The 23,031-nt window shown below is 68.1% G+C and carries 21 protein-coding genes; 13 read left to right on the forward strand and 8 right to left on the reverse strand.

Annotation, left to right across the window (positions count from 1 at the left end; all coding sequences use genetic code 11):
• Positions 1 to 35: 35 nt before the first annotated feature.
• Positions 36 to 836 (forward strand): SDR family NAD(P)-dependent oxidoreductase, encoded by an 801-nt coding sequence (locus KM176_RS18765; protein ID WP_160895775.1) that lies wholly within the window; start codon positions 36 to 38, stop codon positions 834 to 836.
• Here KM176_RS18765 and KM176_RS18770 read toward each other — a convergent pair.
• From KM176_RS18770 to KM176_RS18780, 3 genes are read right to left on the reverse strand one after another with little or no spacing between them, the layout of a single operon-like run.
• Positions 824 to 1,993 carry an amidohydrolase gene (locus KM176_RS18770; RefSeq protein WP_160895774.1) on the reverse strand — a complete coding sequence of 390 codons (1,170 nt, stop codon included), beginning with the start codon at positions 1,991 to 1,993 and terminating at the stop codon, positions 824 to 826. The two genes, KM176_RS18765 and KM176_RS18770, sit on opposite strands and share 13 nt — an antisense overlap.
• A complete protein-coding gene (locus KM176_RS18775; protein WP_160895773.1) occupies positions 1,987 to 2,997 on the reverse strand; it encodes a questin oxidase family protein in 1,011 nt (336 codons plus the stop codon). Before KM176_RS18775 ends, KM176_RS18770 begins: the two co-directional genes overlap by 7 nt.
• Positions 2,997 to 4,424: an FAD/NAD(P)-binding protein gene (locus tag KM176_RS18780; RefSeq protein ID WP_160895772.1), complete on the reverse strand. Its 1,428-nt coding sequence runs from the start codon at positions 4,422 to 4,424 to the stop codon at positions 2,997 to 2,999. Before KM176_RS18780 ends, KM176_RS18775 begins: the two co-directional genes overlap by 1 nt.
• 262 nt (positions 4,425 to 4,686) lie before the next feature.
• Between KM176_RS18780 and KM176_RS18785 the strand changes: the two genes are divergently transcribed.
• From KM176_RS18785 to KM176_RS18795, 3 genes are read left to right on the forward strand one after another with little or no spacing between them, the layout of a single operon-like run.
• Positions 4,687 to 5,967, forward strand: coding sequence for an ABC transporter substrate-binding protein (locus tag KM176_RS18785; protein ID WP_160895771.1), 1,281 nt, complete (start codon positions 4,687 to 4,689; stop codon positions 5,965 to 5,967).
• Between the two features lie 49 nt (positions 5,968 to 6,016).
• On the forward strand, positions 6,017 to 6,952 hold the full coding sequence (locus tag KM176_RS18790; protein WP_160895770.1) for a carbohydrate ABC transporter permease: 936 nt from the start codon (positions 6,017 to 6,019) through the stop codon (positions 6,950 to 6,952).
• A complete protein-coding gene (locus KM176_RS18795) occupies positions 6,949 to 7,770 on the forward strand; it encodes a carbohydrate ABC transporter permease (protein ID WP_202397939.1) in 822 nt (273 codons plus the stop codon). Before KM176_RS18790 ends, KM176_RS18795 begins: the two co-directional genes overlap by 4 nt.
• Here KM176_RS18795 and KM176_RS18800 read toward each other — a convergent pair.
• Positions 7,767 to 8,864, reverse strand: a complete 1,098-nt coding sequence (locus tag KM176_RS18800) for an ABC transporter ATP-binding protein (RefSeq protein WP_160895769.1) — start codon at positions 8,862 to 8,864, stop codon at positions 7,767 to 7,769. The two genes, KM176_RS18795 and KM176_RS18800, sit on opposite strands and share 4 nt — an antisense overlap.
• A gap of 198 nt (positions 8,865 to 9,062) precedes the next feature.
• On the opposite strand from KM176_RS18800, the gene KM176_RS18805 reads away from it, so the two are divergent.
• The 9 genes from KM176_RS18805 to guaD all read left to right on the forward strand — a co-directional run bounded on the left by KM176_RS18805 (position 9,063) and on the right by guaD (position 18,444).
• Positions 9,063 to 9,779 carry a cysteine hydrolase family protein gene (locus tag KM176_RS18805; RefSeq protein WP_160895768.1) on the forward strand — a complete coding sequence of 239 codons (717 nt, stop codon included), beginning with the start codon at positions 9,063 to 9,065 and terminating at the stop codon, positions 9,777 to 9,779.
• Complete coding sequence (locus KM176_RS18810; protein ID WP_215558809.1) at positions 9,776 to 10,489, forward strand: cysteine hydrolase family protein; 714 nt, start codon at positions 9,776 to 9,778, stop codon at positions 10,487 to 10,489. The genes KM176_RS18805 and KM176_RS18810 overlap by 4 nt, the downstream gene beginning before the upstream one ends.
• Positions 10,490 to 10,678: 189 nt before the next feature.
• Positions 10,679 to 10,987, forward strand: a complete 309-nt coding sequence (locus tag KM176_RS18815; RefSeq protein WP_160895767.1) for a hypothetical protein — start codon at positions 10,679 to 10,681, stop codon at positions 10,985 to 10,987.
• A gap of 317 nt (positions 10,988 to 11,304) precedes the next feature.
• Positions 11,305 to 12,402 (forward strand): ABC transporter ATP-binding protein, encoded by a 1,098-nt coding sequence (locus KM176_RS18820; RefSeq protein WP_160895766.1) that lies wholly within the window; start codon positions 11,305 to 11,307, stop codon positions 12,400 to 12,402.
• 2 nt (positions 12,403 to 12,404) lie between these two features.
• Positions 12,405 to 13,325: an ABC transporter permease gene (locus KM176_RS18825; RefSeq protein WP_160895765.1), complete on the forward strand. Its 921-nt coding sequence runs from the start codon at positions 12,405 to 12,407 to the stop codon at positions 13,323 to 13,325.
• Positions 13,322 to 14,125: an ABC transporter permease gene (locus KM176_RS18830; protein WP_160895764.1), complete on the forward strand. Its 804-nt coding sequence runs from the start codon at positions 13,322 to 13,324 to the stop codon at positions 14,123 to 14,125. Before KM176_RS18825 ends, KM176_RS18830 begins: the two co-directional genes overlap by 4 nt.
• Before the next feature lie 51 nt (positions 14,126 to 14,176).
• Positions 14,177 to 15,211 (forward strand): ABC transporter substrate-binding protein, encoded by a 1,035-nt coding sequence (locus KM176_RS18835; protein ID WP_160895763.1) that lies wholly within the window; start codon positions 14,177 to 14,179, stop codon positions 15,209 to 15,211.
• 75 nt (positions 15,212 to 15,286) lie between these two features.
• Positions 15,287 to 16,957 carry an amidohydrolase gene (locus KM176_RS18840; protein WP_160895762.1) on the forward strand — a complete coding sequence of 557 codons (1,671 nt, stop codon included), beginning with the start codon at positions 15,287 to 15,289 and terminating at the stop codon, positions 16,955 to 16,957.
• Between the two features lie 104 nt (positions 16,958 to 17,061).
• Positions 17,062 to 18,444, forward strand: a complete 1,383-nt coding sequence (guaD, locus tag KM176_RS18845; protein WP_160895761.1) for a guanine deaminase — start codon at positions 17,062 to 17,064, stop codon at positions 18,442 to 18,444.
• Positions 18,445 to 18,598: 154 nt separating this feature from the next.
• Here the strand turns inward: guaD and KM176_RS18850 are convergent, their stop codons facing one another.
• From KM176_RS18850 to KM176_RS18865, 4 genes are read right to left on the reverse strand one after another with little or no spacing between them, the layout of a single operon-like run.
• Complete coding sequence (locus KM176_RS18850) at positions 18,599 to 19,546, reverse strand: nucleoside hydrolase (RefSeq protein WP_160895760.1); 948 nt, start codon at positions 19,544 to 19,546, stop codon at positions 18,599 to 18,601.
• Positions 19,547 to 19,575: 29 nt separating this feature from the next.
• The gene (locus tag KM176_RS18855; protein ID WP_202397937.1) at positions 19,576 to 20,484 is read right to left on the reverse strand and encodes an ABC transporter permease; all 909 of its coding nucleotides are present in this window, start codon (positions 20,482 to 20,484) and stop codon (positions 19,576 to 19,578) included.
• The gene (locus KM176_RS18860; RefSeq protein WP_160895759.1) at positions 20,481 to 21,509 is read right to left on the reverse strand and encodes an ABC transporter permease; all 1,029 of its coding nucleotides are present in this window, start codon (positions 21,507 to 21,509) and stop codon (positions 20,481 to 20,483) included. Before KM176_RS18860 ends, KM176_RS18855 begins: the two co-directional genes overlap by 4 nt.
• Positions 21,506 to 23,029 carry an ABC transporter ATP-binding protein gene (locus tag KM176_RS18865; protein ID WP_160895758.1) on the reverse strand — a complete coding sequence of 508 codons (1,524 nt, stop codon included), beginning with the start codon at positions 23,027 to 23,029 and terminating at the stop codon, positions 21,506 to 21,508. The genes KM176_RS18860 and KM176_RS18865 overlap by 4 nt, the downstream gene beginning before the upstream one ends.
• Positions 23,030 to 23,031 lie beyond the last annotated feature (2 nt).

Below are 23,031 nucleotides of genomic sequence, written 5' to 3' on the forward strand. Positions count from 1 at the left end.
TTTTTGTTTGTTTGTGTTCAGCATAGGAGATTGCCATGTCCCCCCACAGCCTGCCCGCCTCAATTTTCCCCGATTTGTCAGGTCAGCGGGCGCTTGTCACCGGGGCGGCCAGCGGAATCGGGCGGGCGATCGCCACGGCCCTGGCGGCGCAGGGGGTGCGGGTGGCGCTGGCGGACCTGAACCCGGAGGCCGCGCAGGCGGTGGCAGACAGCCTGCCCGGAGACGCCTTCGCCCTGCCCGTCGACGTGCGTCAGCGCGCTTCGGTCGAGGCGGCGGTTAAAGCGGCACTCGACACCATGGGGGGCCTCGACATCCTGATCGCCAATGCGGGCGTGTCGTCGATGGCCCGCGCGCTGGAGATCACCGATGCGGAATGGGACTTCAACATGGACGTGAACACCCGGGGCGTCTTCCTGGCGAACCAGATCGCCGGGCAGATCTTCGCGGCGCAGGGGCATGGGACCATCGTCAACACCGCCTCGCTGGCGGCCAAGGTGGGGGCGCCGCTCTTGGCGCATTACTCGGCCTCGAAATTCGCGGTGGTGGGCTGGACGCAGGCACTCGCACGGGAAATGGCGCCGCTGAGCATCAGGGTGAACGCGGTCTGCCCGGGCTTCGTGCGCACCTCCATGCAGGAGCGCGAGATCGGCTGGGAGGCCACCTTGCGCGGCATGACCCCCGAAGCGGTCGAGGCCGATTACATCGCCCAGACGCCCCTTGGCCGGATCGAGACGCCCGAGGACGTGGCGGGCGTGGTGGTCTTCCTGTGCTCCGAAAGCGCGCGCTTCATGACCGGCCAGGCGATCAACGTCACCGGCGGCGTCTACATGACCTGAGCGCCCGCCACCACGCGCCCCCCCTTGATCACCAGACGCTCCGGGGGGCGGGCGGCGACGGCCTCGGCCCGCGATCCGGCGGGGACCAGCATCAGATCGGCCAGCGCCCCCGGGGTCAGGTCCGCACGCGGACGCCCCAGCACGGCGCCGGGCACGGTGCTGACCAGATCCAGCGCCAGCTCCAGATCCGCATCGGCGCGGAAATCCTGCCGGTCGCAGAGGATCGCCGCGCGTTCCAGCAGATCGCCCGATCCGAAGGGCGACCAGGCGTCGCGGATGTTGTCATTGGCGGCAAAGACGGTGACACCGGCAGCGCGCAGGGCCTTCACCGGCGGCATCGGCACCGGCCCCGGCGCCGAGGTCATGATGCTGACCCCCGCCTCTGCCAACTCCGCCGCGATCCGCGCGAAAGCATCGGGGCTGAGCGCGCCCAGACAGAAGGCATGGCTGACATTGACCCGGCCCGACAGCCCGGCGCGCGCGGTGCGCCGCGCGATCTGCGACAGCTCGTGCGCGCCCAGCTCTCCGCCGTCGTGCAGATGGATGTCGAGGCCCAGCCCGTGCCGTTCGGCAAGGCCGAAGATGGTGTCCAGATGGCCGGTGATATCGCCATCGATCCCCGCCGGATCGAGGCCCCCGATCAGGTCCACCCCCGCCTTCGCCGCCTCTTCCAGCAGCGCCGCCGTGCCCGGTTCGCGCAGGATGCCCGATTGCGGGAAGGCGACGGTCTGGATCTGCATCACACCGGCCAGTTCCGCCTTCAGGGCCAGGATCTGGTGCAGGCTGTCCAGCCCGACCTCGGGGTCGATATCGACATGGCTGCGCAGCGCCACTGTGCCAAGAGCGGAAAGCCGCGCGATCAGGGCGCGGGCGCGGTCCGCCACCGGCAGGGCGACGCTGCGGCGCAGATGCCGTTCGGCGGCGATGCGCGCGGCGATGGTCGTGCCGGGGATATGGGGAATGAAAGGCAGCCCGATCAGGGTCTTGTCCAGATGCACATGGCCATCGACCAGCGCGGGCAGCGCCAGACGGCCCTGCCCCTCCAGCAGCGCCTCGCCCTCGGCCGCGTCCAGCCCCGGGCCGGTTTCCACGATCAGGCCGTCGCGCAGCCGCAGGTCGACGCGGCGACCATCGATGCGCACATCCCGGATCAGCATGGCAGCAGCCCCACCCGCCGCGCCGCCACCACGCGGTAGAGCGGATCGCCCCAGACGGCTTCTTCCTGCGCGGCGGAATAGGTCAGGCTGATGTCGTGCTCATCCTCCGAGGCGCAGGCGGTCGCGAAGATCTCGGGCCAGTCGGGGGCCTGTAGGGCGCGCAAGCGGGCCAGGGTCTCGGCACAGGGCAGATCGGGAAAGCCGATCTTCGGCACCAGCGCCGCGATCACCGCCCAGAACTGCGGATAAAGCGCCTCCGGATCATCGACATGGGGCCGCAGCAGGCGCAGCCAGTGCAGCCCGGTCACCGCGTGCAGGGCCGAGAAATCCATCGTCCCGGCATAAAGCGCCAGCGCCGCCCGCGCCATCCGCCGCGCCGCCTGCGGGCAGGGCTGCATCTGCCCCGCCAGATCGGCAAAGCCCGGCAGGGCCGAGACCGCCTCGATGTTCTTCCACAGCAGATCGATCTCGACCCGGTAGTCGCGCACCCCGGGCAGAGCAGCGACCCCGGCCAGAACCTCCACCGGATCCGAGGTAACCGGCCCACCAGCCGCACGCGGCACCGCCAGATAGGTGCAGACCCAGTAGCCAAGCGCATCGCCCACCGCCGGGGCATCACCATCGATCAGCGCATAGGCCAGCCGCATCAGCGGATGCAGCGCCGATCCGGCCATCCCCGGCGCCAGCCGCGGCAGGTAAAGCCGCAGGCAGGCATCGACGCCCATCCGCGCGACCTCGGCGCGGAAGAAGGCGCGGGCGTCGGTCTCTCGGCTGCGATCACCCAGGGCCTCGGTCCAGGTGGCACGGGTCAGAGGCGCCACGGGCGGTGGCGGCGCAGGCAGCGCATGGCTGGCGCGATACCCCTCGTACCAGGCCGCGCGCCGCGCCTCAGAGGCGCCCATCCGCTTCAGCGCCACCAGCACCATCGGCGCATGGTTGGCCAGCATGGTCGGGAATTCGACCGAATCCGTGCGGGCGCGGTCCAGCGTGTCGGAGAGAGTCATCAGGCGCTCCTTTCGCGGGGCGGGCGGGGATCGAAATGCGGGGCCTCGAAAGCCTCGAACGCGGACAGGAAAGCATCCGCCCGCGCCGCGAACAAGCCCGTCACCAGCGCCCGCACCAGACGCGGCACCCCGTAGCGGAACCCGGTGATGCCGTTGCTGATCGGGCCGAGGCTGGGCAGCGCCGCCGCATTGTAAAGATGTACCCGCGTGATCCAGTCGGCGCCGGGCGCCTGCGGCAGCAGCTCGAACCCCGGGCCAAGGTAGGGGTGGGCGGCGATGAAGGGATCGGCGGCGGCCTCGGGCAGGCGCGTGCCCCAGGTGGTGAACAGCCCCTGAAGGCTGTGCAGCTCGGGCCGCAGGGCGGGATCGTAGCGATAGCCGGTGCCCAGTAGCAGGTGATCGGCATGGAAGGTGCCATGGGCGTTTGCGATGCGGATCTGCGCCCCCTCCATGGCGAAACGGCAGGTCCCGCTGCCGGGCAGGTAGCGAAAGGCCGGATCGCCGATGGCACGGTCGTACTGGTCCTGGGTGGGCGGGATCTTGCAGCGGAAATACTGCTGCATGAAGCGGAAGCGGACCTCGGGCGGCAGATCGGGAAAGCTGGTCATGAAGCCGGGGAATGCCATCCAGGCCAGCGCCTCGGTGCGCGGCAGATGGGCCTCGCGCCCGAATTGGACCACCTGCGCGGCGCCCTGCTCCAGCGCCGTCACCGACCAGTCGAAGGCCGAGGTCTGCCCGCCCAGCACCGCGACCCGCAGCCCCTTCAGGCGCCCGTCCTCGGCCTCTTCCGCGGAATGGGTGTAGCGCGCGCGCGGCAGGGCACGGGCGACCTCGGGCGGGACATGCGGCCCGCCGCCGCCATCCAGCCCGGTCGCCAGCACCAGCCGCGCGGCGCCAAGCTGCGTCACGCCTTCGGGCCCCTCAAGCGTCAGCCGCAGCCCGCCCTGCGCCGGGGCAATGGCGCAAAGCCGGGTGTCGTTCTGCACCGCGATCCCGCTCACCCGGCGGAACCACAGCAGGTAGCGCATCCAGTCCTCCTTGCTGGGGCGCTCCAGCGCGGCCCAGGCGGGCGCACCGTAGCGCGCCTCGTACCAGGCGCGCATGGTCAGGCTGGGGATCCCGAGGTCGAGCGAGGACAGATGCTTGGGCGAGCGCAGGGTCTTCATCCGCGCCGAGGTGATCCAGGGCCCCTCCCGTCCGGCGGGCCGGGCATCGATCACCCGCACATCGGCAACGCCCGCGCGGCGCAGCGCAAAGGCCAGCCCCAGCCCCGACATGCCCGCCCCGCAGATCACCACCGGCACCTGCCCCGAGGCCCCGTCGATCCAGGGATCGGGCAGCGCCTGGACCTGCTCCAGCTCGACCGGGATGCGGGCCTCCAGAGCGCTCAGCGCCGGACAATCTGCCTCTTTCCCCTGCTGCGACATGGTGCAAAAGTCCTGAAATCCTGCATCCCGCCGGAACGTCCCGGCCCCGGATGACGGTTGCGTGATGGAAATTTATGCGGTCGCCGCTTGTTTCGGCTCCCCCGCGGAAATGTTCAGTTATGTTTTGTGTCGAAAATTTTTGGCCTTTGTCAAGTTCGCATATGTGTGCTTTTGTTCGTATTGGGGCAGGATGTCCCAAAAACAAACAAGAAGAAACGCGATCCCGCCCGCCTGCGGGCGCCACAGCAACAGGGAAGTTCAGATGAAAAGATTGTCCTCTCTCCGGTGCCTCGCCCTGGCGTCGGCCTCGGTCGCGGCCCTTGCGGCACCGGCGCTCGCCGATCAGTCGCTCAAGGGGGTGACGCTGACGCTGGCCTCCCAGAACGACCAGTTCGCCGCCGTCCTGGCCGAAATGGCCCCCGAATTCGAAGCCGCCACCGGCGCCAAGCTGAAGGTCGACATCCTCGACTACGGTTCGCTGCTGACCAAGACCACCGCCGATTTCGTCGGCCAGACCGGCAGCTACGACCTGGTGACCATGGATATCGTCTGGGCCGGGCAATATGCCGAGAACGGCTATACCGTCGATCTGACCGACTGGATCGCCCGCGACAAGGACGAGATCGACACCGACGACATCTATCCCGTGCTGATGCAGGCGCTTGGGCAATACGACGGCAAGCAGGTGGCCTTTCCCTTCGCCGGCTATGCCAACGTGCTGGCCTATCGCAAGGATCTGCTTGAGAAGGCCGGCCTGGGCGTGCCGACCACGCCCGAGGAATTCACCGCCGCCGCGCTGAAGATGACCGACCCCGCGGCCGGCGTCTACGGCTTCGTCGCCAACGGCCAGAAGGGCGCCGCCGGGGCGCAGGACTGGATGCAGTACAACGCCCAGATGGGCGGCGCGATCATGGGGCCGGACGGCAAGCCGGACCTGAACTCCGACGCCAATATCCACAGCCTTCAGGTCTACAAGGAACTGTTCGACAAGGCCGCGCCTCCGGGGGCGGCGAATTACGACTGGGGCGGGCGCGAGGAAAGCTTCCGCCAGGGGATCGCGGCGATGATGCAGACCTGGTCGGTGGGCGCACCCGGCTATTACGATCCCGCCTCCTCCAAGGTGGTCGATACTGTGGGCATCGCGCTGGCGCCCTCCGAGAACACCGAGGAACCCTCCTACGGGGTCGGCGGCTGGGGCATCGCCATCAACGCCGGCATCTCCGAAAAGCAGAAGGAGGCCGCCTGGGAATACATCAAGTGGATGACCTCGAAACCCGTCCACAAGGAGATGATCCTGAAGGGCTCGGGCTCGTTCCTGAGGAAATCCGAGATGGCCGACCCCGAGCTGAAGGCCAAGTTCCCCTTCCTGCCGATCCTCGAGAAGACCTTTGAGAACGGCGATGGCAGCTACCGCCCGCGCATCCCCGAATACCCCGAGATCCAGGACCTGCTGGGCACCGCGGTGAACGCCGTTCTGGTGGGCGACGAGGATCCGAAGGCGGCGCTGGACGCTGCGCAGAAAGAGGCGCTGGACCTCTTCTGAGGTCCCGCCCGGGGGCCCTGCGGCCCCCGCCCCGCCTGAAGGAGTCCCCATGAGCGACCTGTCCCTCCCGGTGCCCGCGCGCGCGCTGAGCCCCTTGGGTTTTTACCAGCGGCGGCGCTGGTTCCTGGTCGCCATGGCGGCCCCGGCGCTGGCCTATATCCTTGTGGTGGCGGTCTGGCCGATCCTTCAGGGCATGTATTTCAGCCTCTTCGACTACAACCTGCTGAAGCCCCACCGCACGAAATTCGTCGGGCTTCAGAACTACCTTGAGGTCTTCGACACCCCCGCCAACCGCGCCGCCTTCGTCAACACCGTGATCTTCACCGCCGCCGCCGTCACGATCGAGCTGGTCCTGGGCTTTGGCCTGGCGCTGGCGCTTTGGCGCGACAGCCGCTTCAACCGGATCGCCCTGGCGCTGGTGCTGGTGCCGGTGACGATTACGCCGCTGGTGGTCGGGCTGATCTGGCGGGCGCTGCTGCTGCCCGATTTCGGGCTGCTGGGCTACTGGCTGGCGCACTGGGGCCTGAGCGACCCGCGCGGCCTGCTGGCCGATCCGCACAGCGCGCTGGCCACGCTGATCGCCATCGATGTCTGGGAATGGACCCCGATGATGGCGCTGATCCTGCTGGCGGGGCTGAAATCCCTGCCCTCCGACATCCTTGAGGCCTCGCGCACCGATGGCGCCACGGGCTGGCAGCGGGTGCGCCTGATCGTGCTGCCGCTGATGCTGCCGGCAGTGCTGCTGGCGCTGATGATCCGCTCGGTCGATGCCTTCCGGGTCTTTGACAGCGTCTATGTCACCACCGGCGGCGGCCCCGGCAACAGCACCAACACGCTGATGCTTCAGGCGGTGAAGGAGGGGCTTCAGTTCTTCGACATCGGCGCCGCCTCGACGCTGGGCAACGTGACGCTGCTGTGCATCGCGCTGATCGCGGGCGGGCTGATCGCCGTCATCCGCCGCGCCGACCGGAGAGCCAACGGATGATCGCCTCGGACCGCCGCAGCATCCGGATGGAGCGCCTCGTGGTCAGCCTGGCCATCGTGCTGGCGCTGGTGCCCTTCCTGTGGCTGGCGGCCACCGCCTACAAGCCCGGGCGCGACATCTTCGCCATCCCGCCCACCCTGCTCTTTTCCCCGACGTTGGAGAATTTCCGCAAGGTTCTGACGCTCTTCGACGTGCCGGCGCTGCTGATCAACAGCCTGAAGATCGCCGGGACCTCGGCGCTGCTGTCGCTGCTGGTGGGGGTGCCGGCGGGCTATGCGCTGGCACGCGCGCGCAGCCGCTGGGCGATGGGGCTGGCCTATTTCTTCATGGCGATCCGCATGGTGCCCCCGGCGGCGACGCTGATCCCCTTCTACCTGATGATGCGCGACATCGGCTTGCTGGGCCAGTGGATCAGCGTCGCGCTGATCAACACCACGCTGAACGCCGCCTTCGTCACCTGGATGATGTTCTCCTACTTCCGCAGCCTCCCGAAAGAGCTGGAAGAGGCCGCGATGACCGATGGCTGCACCCAGTTCGGCGCCTTCTTCAAGATCGCCTTGCCGGCGGTGCGCCCCGGCATCATCGCCGCGGTGATGTTCTGCATCCTGTTCTCGTGGAACGATTTCCTGTTCGCCATGTTCCTGACCCGGCTGGAGGACAAGCCGATTTCGGTGGCGCTTCTGTCAGCCTACGGCACCAAGGACATCACCTGGGGCACGCTGGGGGCGCTGGCGCATTTCTCGACCCTGCCGATCGTCGTCATCGTGCTGGGGCTGAACCGCTACTTCGTGCAGGGGCTGACCCGGGGCATCCACTAGATCCGCTTGCCGGTCGCGGGGTCGAAGAAATGCAGCCGCGCGGCATCGGGGGTCAGCCGGATCGGCGTGCCCGGACGCAGCGGCGCCGTCGCCGGAAGCGAGACCCTGAGCCGCAGCGCCGACAGGTCGGCGCCGTCCTGATCGGCCTGTCCGCGCACCAGCGCTCCCTCCGGCAGGGCGACATGGGCCAGAAGGCTTGCCCCCAGATCCTCGACGAAGGCGACCTCTCCGTGCAGCGGCCCCTCCGCATCCTGCACCAGCGCCTCCGGACGGATGCCCGCGATCACCGGGCCCGGGCGCGGCGGCCGGGGCAGCGCGATCTCGGCCTGCCCGGTGCGCAGCCGGTCGCCTTCGATGGTGCCGGACAGAAAGCTCATCGGCGGCGTGCCGATGAAGCTGGCCACGAACAGATCCGCCGGGGCATCGTAAAGCCGGCGCGGCGTGTCCAGCTGCAACAGCTCTCCGGCATTCATCACCGCCACCCGGTCGCCCATGGTCATCGCCTCGACCTGATCATGGGTCACGTAGACCGTCGTCACCCCCGAGGCCCGCTGAAGCCGTGCCACATCCGCCCGCATCTGCGCCCGAAGACGCGCATCGAGGTTCGACAGCGGCTCGTCCATCAGGAAGGCCTGCGGCGTGCGCACCAGCGCCCGGCCCATCGCCACCCGCTGCCGCTGCCCCCCCGACAGCTGCCCGGGCTTGCGCGCCAGATGCGCGTCCAGTTCCAGCAGCCGGGCGGTTTCCTGCACCCGCGCGGCGATCTCGGCCTTGGCCATGCCGCGCACCTTCAGCCCGAAGCCGATGTTCTGCGCCACCGTCAGATGCGGATAAAGCGCGTAGCTCTGGAACACCATCGCGATATCGCGGTCCCTGGGCGCCAGATCGTTGGAGCGGACGCCCCCGATCATCAGGTCCCCGCCCGAGATTTCCTCCAGCCCTGCAATCATCCTGAGCGCCGTCGACTTGCCGCAGCCCGAGGGGCCGACCAGCACCAGGAACTCGCCCTCGCGGATCGTCATGTCGAGGCCGCGAATGGCGGTATAGCCGTCGGGATAGCTTTTCGTGACCCCGCGAAACTCGATCTCGGACATGGGCGTGCTCCGCTGTGTTCGATTTTGTGATTTGCGTGCGGAGCCCGGTAGAGCCCCGGGAAATATGCACTCTTCAGGCAGGCTAAGCCGGTTCAGCAGGCACTGCAAGCAAAGCTGTGTTCGAAAATGTTGTATAATGTTGTTTTCGGGAAAACCGGGCAGTAACCTCGCAGCATCCTGACGGAAAGGCGTGCGCCCATGACCCCTGCCGATCCCTCCGGCACCGGCGGCCCGCAGGCCGGGCCGGTGCCCGGCCTCTATCCCTGGCCCTTCGACGGTGACCTGCGCCCCGACAACACCGCCCTTCTGGTGATCGGAATGCAGCGCGATTACCTCTGCGCCGGGGGCTGGCTGGACTGCGCGGGCCATGACATCGCGCCGCTGGCCGCCCTGAGCGCGCCGCTGGGCAGCACGCTCTCGGCGCTGCGCCGCGCCGGGCTGGCCGTGCTGCACCTGCGCGAGGGGCACCGCCCCGACCTGAACGACCTGCCCGAGACCAAGCGCTGGCGCTCGGCCCGGATGGGCGCCGAGATCGGCCACCCCGGTCCGCTGGGGCGCCATCTGGTGCGTGGCGCGCCCGGAACTGATCTGGTGCTGCCCGCCCTGCCCGGAGAGGACATCATCGAGGTCACCGGGCGCAGCGGCTTCTACGGCACGGACCTTGATGCCCTGCTGCGGCTGCGCGGCCTGCGCAATCTGGTGCTGGCCGGCGCGCTGACCGACGGCATGGTCCAGGCCACCCTGCGCGAGGCCAATGACCGCGGCTACGAATGCCTCGTGCTGGAGGATCTCTGCGCCAGCACAAGCCCCGCCCAGCACGCCGAACAGATCCGCATGTTCGCGCTGGCCGGCGGGCTGTGGGGATCGGTCGGACGCAGCGCCGATCTGCTGGCCGCGCTGGAGGACCCCCGGTGACCGTCCCCGCCCGCCCCTACGACTGGCCCCTGTCCGGCACGCCCGGCCCCGCCGATACCGCGCTGATCCTGATCGACATGCAGATCGACTTCTGCGGCGAGGGCGGCTTTGCCCATCAGGCGGGATCGGATTTCGCCCTGCTTCAGGCCACCATCGCCCCGACCCGCCGGGTGCTTCGGGCCTTCCGCGCGGCCGGCCACTTCATCCTGCACACCCGCGAGGGGCACCGCCCCGATCTGAGCGACCTGAACGACAACAAGCGCTGGCGCTCGGCGCGCGCGGGGGCCGAGATCGGCAGCCCCGGCCCCTGCGGGCGGATGCTGACGCGGGGCGAACCCGGCTGGCAGATCGTGCCAGAACTTGTGCCACTGCCCACAGAGCCGGTGATCGACAAGCCCGGCAAGGGTGCCTTCCACGCCACCGACCTGGATCACCTGCTGCGCCGGCGGGGCATCCGCAACCTGGTCTTTGCCGGCGTGACCTCGGATTGCTGCGTGCACACCACCATGAGCGAGGCCTGCGATCGCGGCTACGACTGCCTGCTGCTGGAGGATTGCACGGCCTCGGTCCTGACCGCCCATCACGCCACGATCCTCAACCTGACCCTGCGCGATCACGGGCTGTTCGGCGCCGTCACAACCTCCACGGCGGTGCTGGAGGCCCTGCCGGCACCGACCAATGCCCCCTCTGGGGCACCGGATCCCTTGTAAAACCCCTCCTTTGGCATCAATATGGTGCGCAGATGAACAACACGCAGTTAATTTGTGTCATTTGTGCTATTTTGTGAAAAACAGAAGACAATGAAGAGCGTCTAATCCTCCGTCGGTGCTGGGGCTATCTAGGCTTCACAAGACGCAACACACCGCGTCACACCAGAACCCTCACGAAGGATGACCGAAATGAAACTCGCAGCTTCTGCCCTGACCGCCCTGATCGTCGCCACCACTGCCGGCGCCGCTTTCGCCAACACCGATGACGCCACCTACAGCAGCGTCCAGGTTCCCACCGCCTCCGTCTATGCCTCGCCGGAAAACGAAGGCATCGCCTCGGCCACGGTGACCGTGACCTCCGGCACGGCCCACGAAGTCGCCGCCTCGCATCTGAACACCTCGGCCCGCGAAAACCGCGACCTGGCGCTGAACGACGAATTCACCGTCACCAGCTTCCCGCGCCCCGACGTGCCCTACCTGGCCTCCTCGGGCCGGTAAGCTTCACGTCCGGGCCGCAAGGCCCCGCACGGCAATTCCCCCCGGTCTCCCGACCGGTCGTCCCCTGGCGGGGCGGCCGGACGGGGCCGGGGGTTTTTCGTTTCCGTCCCCCGCAACGCCCCTGCCCATTCGGACCGCCCTGTCCGAAACCGGGGTCCGGCACGGACGCCCGGTGCTCAGGACTTGTGCAAAAACCGCCCGTTGCGGGACCTCTGAGCCATTTTGATCAAATTATGAAACCCTGACACGGCAAGGCCCTTTACAGGCGCGCACCCGGTGGACTGCACTTGGGAAGCGAGGGCAATCAGGGGATTTACATGCTGGACACAACGCGCCCATCCGAGGATGACGGGACCATCACTCTTTCCGGAATTGGCAAGAGTTTCGGCAGCTTCACCGCGATCGAGCATATCGACCTCGATATTCGCGGCAATGAGTTCTTCACCCTCCTGGGGCCATCGGGCTGCGGCAAGACCACATTGCTGCGGATGCTCGCCGGGTTTGAGACCCCGAGCCGCGGAGAGATCCTGCTGAACGGGCGCGACATCGCGCGGCTGGCGCCGAACCAGCGTCCGATCAACACCGTTTTCCAGAACTACGCGCTGTTCCCGCACCTGAGCGTGGCCGAGAACATCGGCTTTGCGCTGAAGATGCGGGGCAAGCCGCGCTCCGAGATCGAGCGCACCGTCGAAGAGATGCTGGCACTGGTCCAGCTGGACGGGCGCGGCGGTCAGCTGATCACCCAGCTTTCGGGCGGGCAGCAGCAGCGCGTCGCCCTGGCCCGTGCCCTGGCGCCGCGTCCGGCGGTGCTATTGCTGGACGAACCGCTGTCGGCGCTGGACCAGAAACTGCGCAAGAACATGCAGATAGAGCTGAAGCGCCTGCAAAAGGAAACAGGCATCACCTTCGTCTTCGTCACCCATGACCAGGAAGAAGCGCTGACCATGTCGGACCGGATCGCCGTGCTGTCGAACGGCGCGCTGAGACAGGTCGGCACCCCTCACGAGATCTACAATCACCCCGTCGACCGTTTCGTCGCCGATTTCATCGGCGAGACCAACCTGCTGGAGGGCCGGGTGGTGCACGAAGGCGCGGGCCGCGTCGAGGTCGCGCTGGAGGGGGGCGTCACCGTTACGGCCCAGGCCGACCGGCCACTGGCCGCAGGGCGCGCTGTGACCCTGGCCGTGCGCCCCGAGAACACCGCCCTGGCCGACCCGGCCCCCGGGCAGCTTTGCGGCAAAATTGATCAAATTGTGTACTTCGGCACGGACACCCATTTCCACCTGACCCTCGACAGCGGCGTGCCGCTGGTGGTGCGTCGCCAGAACCGGGCCGACGGCCAGATGCTGCCGCCGGTGGGCGCGCGGGTCGGCGTCACGCTGGAATCCGAGGCCACCCGCATCCTGAAGGACTGAACATGCCGGACCAGAGCCTGACCGAGCTCGAGACCGCCCTGAACCGCGCCGATGTGCGCCGGCGCTGGTGGCTCAGCCTTCCCGCCCTCCTGATCGTGCTGCTGGCCGGTGTCGGACCGCTGGCGATCGTGGTGATCTACTCTTTCCTGGCGCCGGGCGACTACGGCGACGTGGTGTGGAAATTCTCTCCGGAAGGATGGTTCAACGTGCTGTTTACGAAGGATATCTTCGATGGCACGATTTCCATTGCCGATGCCCACCTGTCGATCTTCTGGCGCAGCTTCAAGCTTTCGGCGATCACCACGATCCTGTGCCTGATCGTCGGCTTCCCGACCGCCTACTACATGGCCGGACGCAGCCCGCGCACCCGCGCGCTGCTGCTCTTGCTGATCACCGTGCCGTTCTGGACCAACCTGCTGATCCGCGCCTTCGCGATCCAGCAGCTGCTGCGTTCCGAGGGGGTGGTGAACCTGCTGCTGATGAAGTTGGGGCTGATCGACCAGCCGGTGCAGCTGCTTTACACCGATTTCGCGATCCTGGTCGGCATGACCTATGTCTACCTGCCGCTGATGGTGCTGCCGCTCTATTCCACCATGGAAAAGTTCGACTTCCGCCTGACCGAGGCCGCCTACGATCTTTACGCCTCGCGCTTTCAGGTGCTGACCCGGGTGGTGATCCCGCTGGTGCGGCCCGGCCTGATCGCGGGGGCGACGCTGGTCTTCATCCCCTGCCTGGGGACCTATGTGATCCCGCGCATCCTTGGCGGCGGCAGCACCCTGATGATCGGCAACCTGATCGAGCTGCAGTTCGGCCAGGGCCGCAACTGGCCATTGGGCGCCGCGCTCTCCATCACCCTGGTGGTGCTGGTCATGCTGGGCCTGCTGATCTTCCAGCGCAATGACCGCAGCGGAGGCGAAAAATGACCCGGCATTTCGATACCAAGAGCCTGCCCGGCTTCGGCTTCATCACCCTGCTGTGCTTCCTGATGCTCTATCTGCCCATCGCGGTTCTGGTGGTCTTCGCCTTCAACGCCGGCACCTCGATCGCGATCTGGCAGGGCTTCTCGCTGCGCTGGTTCGTCTCGGCGGCGCAGAATGACCAGGTGATCGAAGCCTCGATCCGCTCGCTCCAGATCGCCGTGGTGGCGGCGGGGCTGGCGACGGTTTCGGCGACCCTGGCTGCCCTGGCGACCACCCGCACCAAGGGCTATCGCGGCATGAAGACCAAGGTGCTGTTGTTCACAGTCCCCCTCATGGTGCCCGAGATTGTCACCGCCGTGGCCCTGCTGATCGTGGTGGCGCGGCTGAAGGTCTGGACCGGCTACACCGGCCTTGGCTACCTGATCCTGAGCCACGCGGCCTTCTGCGTGCCCTTCGCCTACATGCCGATCCGGGCGCGCCTGGCGGGCATGGACAGCACGCTGGAAGCCGCCGCGATGGATCTCTACGCCTCGCGCTGGCAGTGTTTCCGCCACATCACCCTGCCGCTGCTGACCCCGGGCATCATCGCCGGTTTCATGCTGGCCTTCGTGATCTCCCTCGATGACGTGGTGATCACCGAATTCGTGAAATCGGCCGGCCAGGACACCCTGCCCACCTACATGCTGGGCCAGCTGCGCCGCAACATCACCCCCGAAATCAACGCCATCTCGACCGCCTTCCTGGCCCTGTCGGTGGTGCTGATCGTGGTCTTCTACCTGGTAAGCAACCGCAAGAAGACCTGACCATAACAGAGCGAAAAGCCTAGAAAATCCCTTCCAGACAGGAGAGAGACCATGCCGAAATTCCTTTTCGCCGCCAGCGCGGTGCTGGCGCTGGCCGCCCAGGCGGGCCTGGCCCATGCCGAGGGCGAGCTCAACATCTACAACTGGGGCAATTACACCAACCCCGAGCTGATCAAAAAGTTCGAGAAAGAGTACGACGTCAAAGTCACCGTCACCGATTACGATTCCAACGACACCGCACTGGCCAAGGTGCGCCAGGGGGGCTCGGGCTTTGACATCGTGGTGCCGACCTCCTCGGTGATGCCGATCTGGATCAACGAGGGGCTGCTGCTGGAAAGCCGCCCCGACGAGATGTCGAACTTCAAGAACGTCGATCCGCAGTGGGTGGATGTCTCCTTCGATCCCGGCCGGCACTATTCCGTGCCCTGGCAATGGGGCACCACCGGGATCTCGGTGAACACCTCGGTCTACAAGGGCGATATCAACACCTCGGCGATCTTCATGGATCCCCCGAAGGAGCTTGAGGGCAAGATCAACGTCGTCCCCGAGATGTCGGACGTGATGTCCCTGGCGATCTTCTACGAGGGCGGGAAGGCCTGCACCGACGACATGACGGTGCTGAAGAAGGTGCGTGATGACCTAGTGGCCGCCAAGGCGAAATGGCTGTCGATGGATTACGGCACTGTCGACAACTACGCCAAGGGCGATTTCGTCGCCGGGGTGAACTGGAACGGATCTTCCTTCCGCTCGCGGCTGAAGAACCCTGATATCCACTACGGCTATCCCAAGGAAGGCTACCCGATCTGGATGGACAACGTCGCCATCCTCAAGGACGCCAAGAACGTCGAGAACGCCAAGCTGTTCATGAACTTCATCATGGAGCCCGAGAACGCCGCGCTGATCTCGGCCTTCGCGCGCTACGCGAACGGCATCAAGGGCTCGGAACAGTACATGCCCGCCGACATGAAGGACGCCCCCGAGATCAACATTCCCGAGGATCTGAAGGCCGCGGGAGAGTTCGTGCCCCCCTGCCCGCCGGCGGTCAACGCGATCTACTCCAAGATCTGGACCGAGCTTCAGAAGTGACCTGATCGCGCTTCGCGATCCTGCGGGCCGGCCCCGGTGGCCGGCCCCTTTTTCTGTCCCGACCCGAGATTTCCGATGACCCAGACGCCGACCCTGATCCTGCACAATGCCCGCATCCGCACCATGGACCCAGACCAGCCCCGGGCCAGTGCCATCGCCCTGGCCGAAAACCGCGTGCTGGCGGTTGGCCCGGACGTGGAAATCACCGCCCTCGCCACCCCCGCGACCGAGGTGATCGACGCCCGGGGCGCCACCCTGCTGCCCGGTTTCAACGATGCCCATGTGCATATCTTCGTCGGTGCCGTCGGCCTGTCGCATCTCAGCCTGCTGGGGGTCACCGGGCTGGACCGGCTGACGACGCTGGTGCGCGACTATGCCAAGGCCCATCCCGACGAGGCGCTGCTCTGCGCCGAGTTCACCGATTACGCGATCCTGGGCGACACGCCTGTGACGCGTCATTTGCTCGACCAGATCCTGCCCGACCGCCCCTTCCTGATGACCGCCTACGACAACCACACCGCCTGGGCCAACACCGCCGCGCTGAAGGCCGCCGGCATCCTCGAAGGGCGCGCCCTGCCGCTCGGGAACGAGATCGTCATGGGCTCCGACGGCCTCGCCACCGGAGAGCTGCGCGAGCATGAGGCGATGACCCCGGTGCGCGTCATGTCGGCCTCGGGCTACCGCGAGGGGCTGGGGATGCTGACGGGGGGCGAGCCCGATCACGTCACCCCCGAACAGCGCGCCTCGGACCGTGCGACGATCCTTCAGGGGCTGCACTACTGCGCCGCCAATGGCATCACCTCGATCCAGAACATGGACGGCAACCTCTATACCCTTGAGCTGCTGGAGGAAATCGAGCAATCCGAGGGGCTTCCGGTGCGCGTCCGCGTGCCCTTCCACTGCAAGAACACCACCCCGATGGCGGAATTCACCACCCGGGCGGCGGCCTGGCGCGACCGGTTCACCGGCGACCGGCTGACCTCGGATTTCGTCAAGATGTTCATCGACGGGGTGGCCGAAAGCGGCACGGCGGTGATGCTGGGCGGCTACGGCGACGCGCCCGATCACAACGGCGATCCGCTGTTCACCCAGCCCGCCTTGAACGCGGCCGTGGCCGAGGCCGACCGGCTGGGCTTCCAGGTGGCGATCCACGCCATCGGCGATGGCGGCATCCGCATGGTGCTGGACGCCTACGAAGCCGCCCGCGCGGTCAACGGACCCCGCGACAGCCGCCACCGGATCGAGCATATCGAGCTGCTGCATCCCGACGACCTGCCGCGTTTCGCCGCCCTTGGCGTTGCGGCCTCCATGCAGCCGCTGCACGTGCCCGGCAACCGCCTGATGGGTGCCGAGCTCTACCTGCGCAAGATCGGGCGCGAGCGCTGGTCCCAGGGCTTCCGCGCGCGGTCGCTGAAGGACAGCGGCGTGACGATGATCTATTCGACCGACTGGCCGGTGGTGCCGCTCAGCCCGACACTGACGATCCGCGAAAGCATCTGCCGCACCCCCTGGGCGCCCGATCTGCCGCCCGAGAACCTGACCCTGGACGAAACCCTTGAGGCCTATACCCGCGGCGGCGCCTGGGCCGAGTTCAAGGAGGACCGCAAGGGCATGTTGAAGCCCGGCTACCTGGCCGACCTGGTGCTGCTGGATGCCGATCTGGACGCCACCGCCCCCGAAGCCGTCGATCAGGTCGCACCCCGCCTGACGGTCTGCGATGGCCGGATCACCTTCCGCGCCGCCTGACCCGGGCTTGCCCAGGCCGCCTCTGGCATCCCGGCCCGCGCCGGGATACCCCTGCGGGCATGTTCCGGGGCCGCAAGACGCCCCCCTCTCCGACAGGATCCCCCATGCCGAATTATGAACGTATCCTTGTGGGCACCGCCTTCCACACCCCCGCCCGCGACCGGCTTGAGGTGCTAGAGGATCATGCCTTCGTGCTGGATGGGGCGGGCCGGATCTCTGCCGTGCTGCCCCCCGATGCACCCGGGCGGGCCGCCCTTCTGGCCGAGGCCGGGGCGGCGGACCGGCTGGAGCGCCTGCCCCCGGACGCCTTCCTGATCCCCGGGCTGGTCGATCTGCATGTCCATGCGCCGCAATGGCCGCAGCTGGGCAAGGCGCTGGATGCGCCGCTGGAGGTCTGGCTGCAGAAATACACCTTCCCGCTGGAGGCGCGCTTCGCCGATCCCGATTTCGCCCGTCGGGTCTATGATGACCTGGTGCAGACCCTGCTGGATCAGGGCACCACCACGGCGGTCTATTTCGGCTCTGTCGACGTGGAGCCCAACCTGATCCTGGCCGAGGCCTGCCTGCGCCACGGCCAGCGCGCGCTGGTGGGCAAGGTGGCCATGGACGATCCCGCGCAATGCCCGGAGGATTACCGCGATGCCAGGGCCGAGGCCGGGATCGCCGCCACCCGCGATTTCGTCCTGCGCCTGCGCGAGATGGCGCAGGACACGGGCGAGCTGCCGCTGGTGCTGCCGGTGATCACCCCGCGTTTCATCCCCACCTGCACCGATGCGCTGCTGGCGGGCCTGGGTGCGCTGGCCGAGGAACTGGGCTGCCACGTGCAGACCCATTGTTCGGAAAGCGACTGGGAGGTCGGCCATGTCCACGACCGGCTGGGCTGCACCGATTGCGCGGCGCTGGAGCGCTTCGGCCTGCTGCGCGAGGGCACGGTGCTGGCGCATTCGAACTTCATCACCGAGGCCGACATGGGCCTGATCCGCGAGGCCGGCAGCGCCGTCGCCCATTGCCCGATGTCGAATGCCTATTTCGCCAATGCGGTCTTCCCGCTGCGCGACGCGCTGGAGCGCGGCGTGAAGGTGGGGCTGGGCACCGATATCTCGGGCGGGTTCAGCGCCTCGCTTTTCGATGCGGCGCGCCATGCGCTGATGGCCTCGCGGCTGGCCGCCGCCGGGACCGATCCGGGACTTGCGCCGGAGCTGCGGGGCCCGGGCGGCGCGGCGCTTTCGACGGTGGAGACCTTCTGGCTGGCAACCGCCGGGGGCGGCGAGGCGCTGGCGCTGCCGCTCGGACAGTTCCGGGTCGGGGCGCCCTTCGATGCGCTGGTGGTGCAGGCCAATGCGCCGGGCTGCGCCTTCCGGCGCTTCGATGCGGAGGAACCGCTGGCGGAGGTGTTCGAGAAGCTGGTGCTGAGCGCCGACCGGGGCGCGATCCGGAGCGTCTGGGTCGATGGCCGGCTGCGGCGGGGGGAAGCCCTGCGGGGCTGACGCTCTGCTTTGGCAGGGAAACCCCTGCGGGCGCAGCCGCTGCGACGGAGGAAACCCTGCGGGGGCTGGCGCACCCGCAGGGGCGGGGGCCAGCCCCCGCACCCCCGGGATATTTTCGGCCAGATGACAGGGAGGCCGGGGCCGGTCGGGCGCTTCAGCTCCGCATGACCTCGTGGAAGAGGGCTTCGAAGCGGGCCTTGTCGACGCCGGTTGCGACCTTGCAATTGGCGCGCGCCAGGCCCATCGGGCGGCGGTCGGGGATGCACTGGCCGCGGGTCAGCGGGCCGCTGAGCTCGATGTCGACGCGCATCGTTTCCAGCGTCACCAGGCTGGGGTCATGGCAAACCGCCACCGCCAGCGGATCATGCAGCGGGCAGCCGGAGATGCCGGGATGCATCGCCTCGTAGCTGCGCACGTAGAAATCGGCGATCTCCATCAGCTTTGCGCCCGCAGGGGTGCCATTGGCCGTGATGTCGGCCATCATGTCCCGCGACATCAGCGTCTGCATGGTCACGTCCATGCCCACCAGCGTGATCGGCGCCCCCGAGCACATCATGATATGCGCCGCCTCGGGGTCGTTGTGGATATTGGCATCGACCATCGGGCGGGCAACCCCGTGGATGCCCGGATGCTGCAGGGTCGAGCCCATGACGACGATCTCGCGGATCAGCGGCGCGATCTCGGGCGCCTTGGCCAGCGCGAGGCCGACATTGGTCATCGGGCCGACCGGGCAGAGCGTGATCTCTCCGGGGTTTTCCTTGACCAGGCGGATGATCAGGTCGGCGGCATGTTCGGCCACCGGGGCGATCGCGGGCTCGGGCAGCGCGACCTCTCCGAGGCCGTTGGTGCCGTGCACGTAATCGGCCTCCCGGGTGTAGGGATAGAGCAGCGACTTGCCCGCGCCCATCGCCACCGGCACCTCCGGATGGCCGGCCAGTTCCAGGATGCGCAGGGTGTTGGCGGTGGCGATCTCCACGTCGGTATTGCCGAAGACGCAGGTCAGCGCGACCAGATCCACATCGGGATGGCGCAGGGCGTAGTAGATGGCGAGGGCGTCGTCGACACCGGTATCGACATCGAGAATGATCTTGGCCTTGGGCATGGCGGGTATGGCAGGTCCTTGAAGGGGGCTCAGGCCAGGGCGGCCTGACGCCGTTTGCGGTTGCGCAGCGAGCCCATGACGAGGGCCGCCAGCGTGATCACGTAGGGCACCGCATCGGTCAGCTGGTTCGGCAGGCCCTGGGCCTGAAGCTGCACCGAGGCGGTATCGGCCATGGCGAAGACCAGGCAGACGAAGGCCGCCCAGGCCGGGTGGTTGCGCGCCAGCATGACGGCGACGACGGCGATCCAGCCGCGTCCCGCGCTCATGTCCTCGGCGAAGATCCCGACCGTGCCGAGCGAGAGCTGCGCGCCGGCCAGCCCGGTCAGGGCACCGGCGGCGACCACCGTCCAGAGCTGAAGGCGTTCAACGTTGACGCCCAGCGTGCGCGCGGCCTCGGGGTTCTGGCCGACACCGCGCATACGCAGGCCCAGCGGCATGCGGAACATCACCAGCGTCACCAGGATCGTCAGGATCCAGGCCGCCCAGGTGATCGGCGTCTGACGCGAGAAGATCCAGCCGATCCAGGGTGTGGTGTTGATGGCGCGGATGACGATGCGCTTCACCTCGGCGATCTCGGGGCTGGAGAAGGTGCCGGCGGTGTCGAAGAGGACCCGCAGCAGATAGGCCGTCAGCCCCGAGGCGAGCAAGTTCATCCCCACCGAGATGACGATGGAATCGCCGCGGAACCGCGTCGTGCCAAGCGCCAGGATCAGCGAGAAGAGCGCGGTCACCAGGATGCCGCTCAGCACGCCCAGCAGGGCCGAGCCGGTGTAGAAGCTGCCGGCGATGGAGGCGAAGGCGCCGACCAGGATCTGCCCCTCGAGCGCGATGTTGAAGATCCCGACCCGGCCGCAGAGCGAGCCGGCCAGCGCCGCCAGCAGGATCGGCGACATGCTCTGGACCGTCGCATTGACGGTGAAGGCGTTGAGCAGGGTCACGAGCGATCCTCCTTGCGGGCGGCGCCGCGGCCGTTGCGCAGCGAGACGAAGAGGATGATGATCGCCTGCAGCACCATCGACAGGACCCGGGGGACCTGGATCTCGCGCTGCATGGCGAAGCCGCCGGTCTGGAGCGCGGCGAAGAAGAAGCCGGCGGCGATCGCCATCAGGGGCTCTCCGCCCGCCAGCAGCGCCGCCATCAGCCCCGACCAGGTATAGCCCGGAGAGACCAGCGCGCCGTTGATGAAGCGGTAATGGGTCCCCAGCACGATGATCGCCCCGGTCAGCCCCGCCAGCGCCCCCGACAGGAACATCACGGTGACGGTCTGGCGCGCGGTGGGCACGCCGCCGTAGCGGGCGAAACGGGCATTGAGGCCGCGCATCCGCAGCTCGTATCCCGGCACGCTGCGCCGGTCGGCCCAGACCACCACCGCCGCCACCAGCGCCATCAGCACCACCCCGGTCGAGACCGGCCCGAACAGCATCGGCAGGCGGGCGGCCTCGGGCACCGGCAGGGTCTGCGCAAGGCCCGTCGCGGTATCGCGCAGCGGAAAGCCCGCCGCCCAGGAGGTCAGCCCGATGGCCGGGTAGGACAGCAGCAGAGAGGAGATCAGCATCGGGATGCCCAGCACCGTCTGGCCAAGCGCGGCAAGGGCGGCGTAAAGCCCCGCCGCCAGCATTGCCGACAGGATCGCCACCGCCGCCAGCAGCGGCCCCGGCAGCGGCAGGTAGATCGCCGCCATGGCCGCGACGAAGCCGCCGATCACCAGCTGGCCGTCCCCGCCGAGGTTGACCATGCCGCCGCGCAGCGGCAGCGCCGCCACCAGCGTCATGCCGATCATCGGCACCGCCCAGACCAGCGTGTTGTTCCAGTTGCGCGGCGCCAGCGCGCCCCGCACCATCTCGGCATAGGCGCGCAGCGGGTTCTGGCCCGACAGCAGCAGCAGCAGCGCGCCGAAGACCAGCCCGGTCAGGATCGCCATCAGCACGGGATGGGGGCGCAGAAGGGCAAGGCGGTGCATCATCGGGCGACCTCTTGGGTGCGGCCGGCCATCAGCAGGCCCAGGTGTTGTTCGGTAGCCTCCGCCCCGGGCAGTTCGGCGATCAGGCGGCCCTCGTAGATCACCAGGATCCGGTCGGAAAGGCCGAGGATCTCGCTCAGCTCGGCCGAGACCAGCAGCACGCCGTGGCCGCGATCCCGCTCGGCGACAAGGCGGGCATGGATCGCCTCGATGGCGCCGACATCGACGCCGCGGGTGGGCTGTTCGGCGATCAGCAGGGGGGCGTCGAAATCCAGCTCCCGGGCCAGCACGACCTTCTGGAGGTTACCCCCGGAAAGCGTGCCGACGCGGGTGCGTTCGGAGGTGATGCGGATGTCATGGGCCTGGATCAGGTCCCGGGCATGGGCGGCAATGGCGGCGCCGTCCTGCACGCCGTGGCGGGCGAAGGCGGGGTCATGCTGGCGCCCCATCAGCAGCGCCTCGGTGGCGCGGGCGCCGGCGGCGGTGCCGGTCAGGGCGCGGTCCTCGGGCACATAGGCCATGCCGGCGGCGCGGCGCGCGGCCACGGAACGCCCGGAGATCTCCTGCCCGTTCAGATGGATGCGCCCCTCGGCGGCGCGCAGGCCGGTGATCGCCTCGATCAGCTCGCTCTGGCCGTTGCCGGCGACACCGGCGATGCCGACGATCTCTCCGGCGCGCAGGCTCAGGCTGATGTCATCGACCAGCGGCTTGGCGCCGCGCACCGGGGCGGGCACGCGCAGCGCCTCGACGCGCAGGATCTCGGCCCCCGGGGTGGCGGGGCTGCGGGCCACGCTGAGGTTGACCGAACGCCCCGTCATGGCGCGGATGATCGCATCGGCATCGGTCTCGGCGGTGCGCATCCGGGCGCTGACGCGGCCCTGACGCAGCACGGTGACGCTGTCGGTCAGCTCCATCACCTCGTGCAGCTTGTGGGTGACGAAAAGGATCGTGCGCCCGTCGGCGCGCAGCGCGCGGATGATGGCGAACAGCCCGTCGCGCTCCTGCGGGGTCAGCACGGCGGTGGGTTCATCCAGGATCAGGATGCGGGCATCGCGGTAGAGCGCCTTCAGGATCTCGACCCGCTGGCGGATGCCGACCGAAAGGTCGCGCACCCTGGCGCGCACGTCGACGGCCAGGTGATGGCGCTGCGCCAGCTCCTGCACCCGGGTGCAGGCCGAGCGCCGGTCGAGGAAACCGAAGCGGCGCGGTTCGGCGCCGTAGACGACGTTTTCCCAGACCGTCAGGTCCTCGAACAGCTTGAAGGCCTGGTGCACCATGCCCAGCCCGCGCGCGATGGCATCAAGCGAGGAGGCCAGCCGCACCTGCTGGCCCCGCAGCAGGATCGCGCCCTCGTCCGGGCGGGTCAGCCCGTAGAGCATCGACATCAGCGTCGACTTGCCCGCGCCGTTCTCGCCCATGACGGCATGGACCTCTCCGGCGGCGACGCGCAGATCGACGGCATCATTGGCGACCAGGCGCCCGTAGCGCTTGGTCAGGCCCGTAGTCTCAAGTTCCCACTGCATCG

Origin of the sequence: Pseudooceanicola endophyticus, from assembly GCF_018760365.1 — a bacterium.
GTDB classification, from domain to species: Bacteria; Pseudomonadota; Alphaproteobacteria; order Rhodobacterales; family Rhodobacteraceae; genus Pseudooceanicola; species Pseudooceanicola endophyticus.

Excerpts from the sequence above, each read along its gene's own strand:
- KM176_RS18765 (WP_160895775.1), top strand. The coding sequence starts at position 36 with ATGTCCCCCCACAGCCTGCCCGCCTCAATTTTCCCCGATTTGTCAGGT.
- KM176_RS18770 (WP_160895774.1), bottom strand. The coding sequence starts at position 1,993 with ATGCTGATCCGGGATGTGCGCATCGATGGTCGCCGCGTCGACCTGCGG.
- KM176_RS18775 (WP_160895773.1), bottom strand. The coding sequence starts at position 2,997 with ATGACTCTCTCCGACACGCTGGACCGCGCCCGCACGGATTCGGTCGAA.
- KM176_RS18780 (WP_160895772.1), bottom strand. The coding sequence starts at position 4,424 with ATGTCGCAGCAGGGGAAAGAGGCAGATTGTCCGGCGCTGAGCGCTCTG.
- KM176_RS18785 (WP_160895771.1), top strand. The coding sequence starts at position 4,687 with ATGAAAAGATTGTCCTCTCTCCGGTGCCTCGCCCTGGCGTCGGCCTCG.
- KM176_RS18790 (WP_160895770.1), top strand. The coding sequence starts at position 6,017 with ATGAGCGACCTGTCCCTCCCGGTGCCCGCGCGCGCGCTGAGCCCCTTG.
- KM176_RS18795 (WP_202397939.1), top strand. The coding sequence starts at position 6,949 with ATGATCGCCTCGGACCGCCGCAGCATCCGGATGGAGCGCCTCGTGGTC.
- KM176_RS18800 (WP_160895769.1), bottom strand. The coding sequence starts at position 8,864 with ATGTCCGAGATCGAGTTTCGCGGGGTCACGAAAAGCTATCCCGACGGC.
- KM176_RS18805 (WP_160895768.1), top strand. The coding sequence starts at position 9,063 with ATGACCCCTGCCGATCCCTCCGGCACCGGCGGCCCGCAGGCCGGGCCG.
- KM176_RS18815 (WP_160895767.1), top strand. The coding sequence starts at position 10,679 with ATGAAACTCGCAGCTTCTGCCCTGACCGCCCTGATCGTCGCCACCACT.
- KM176_RS18820 (WP_160895766.1), top strand. The coding sequence starts at position 11,305 with ATGCTGGACACAACGCGCCCATCCGAGGATGACGGGACCATCACTCTT.
- KM176_RS18825 (WP_160895765.1), top strand. The coding sequence starts at position 12,405 with ATGCCGGACCAGAGCCTGACCGAGCTCGAGACCGCCCTGAACCGCGCC.
- KM176_RS18830 (WP_160895764.1), top strand. The coding sequence starts at position 13,322 with ATGACCCGGCATTTCGATACCAAGAGCCTGCCCGGCTTCGGCTTCATC.
- KM176_RS18835 (WP_160895763.1), top strand. The coding sequence starts at position 14,177 with ATGCCGAAATTCCTTTTCGCCGCCAGCGCGGTGCTGGCGCTGGCCGCC.
- KM176_RS18840 (WP_160895762.1), top strand. The coding sequence starts at position 15,287 with ATGACCCAGACGCCGACCCTGATCCTGCACAATGCCCGCATCCGCACC.
- guaD (WP_160895761.1), top strand. The coding sequence starts at position 17,062 with ATGCCGAATTATGAACGTATCCTTGTGGGCACCGCCTTCCACACCCCC.
- KM176_RS18850 (WP_160895760.1), bottom strand. The coding sequence starts at position 19,546 with ATGCCCAAGGCCAAGATCATTCTCGATGTCGATACCGGTGTCGACGAC.
- KM176_RS18860 (WP_160895759.1), bottom strand. The coding sequence starts at position 21,509 with ATGATGCACCGCCTTGCCCTTCTGCGCCCCCATCCCGTGCTGATGGCG.
- KM176_RS18865 (WP_160895758.1), bottom strand. The coding sequence starts at position 23,029 with ATGCAGTGGGAACTTGAGACTACGGGCCTGACCAAGCGCTACGGGCGC.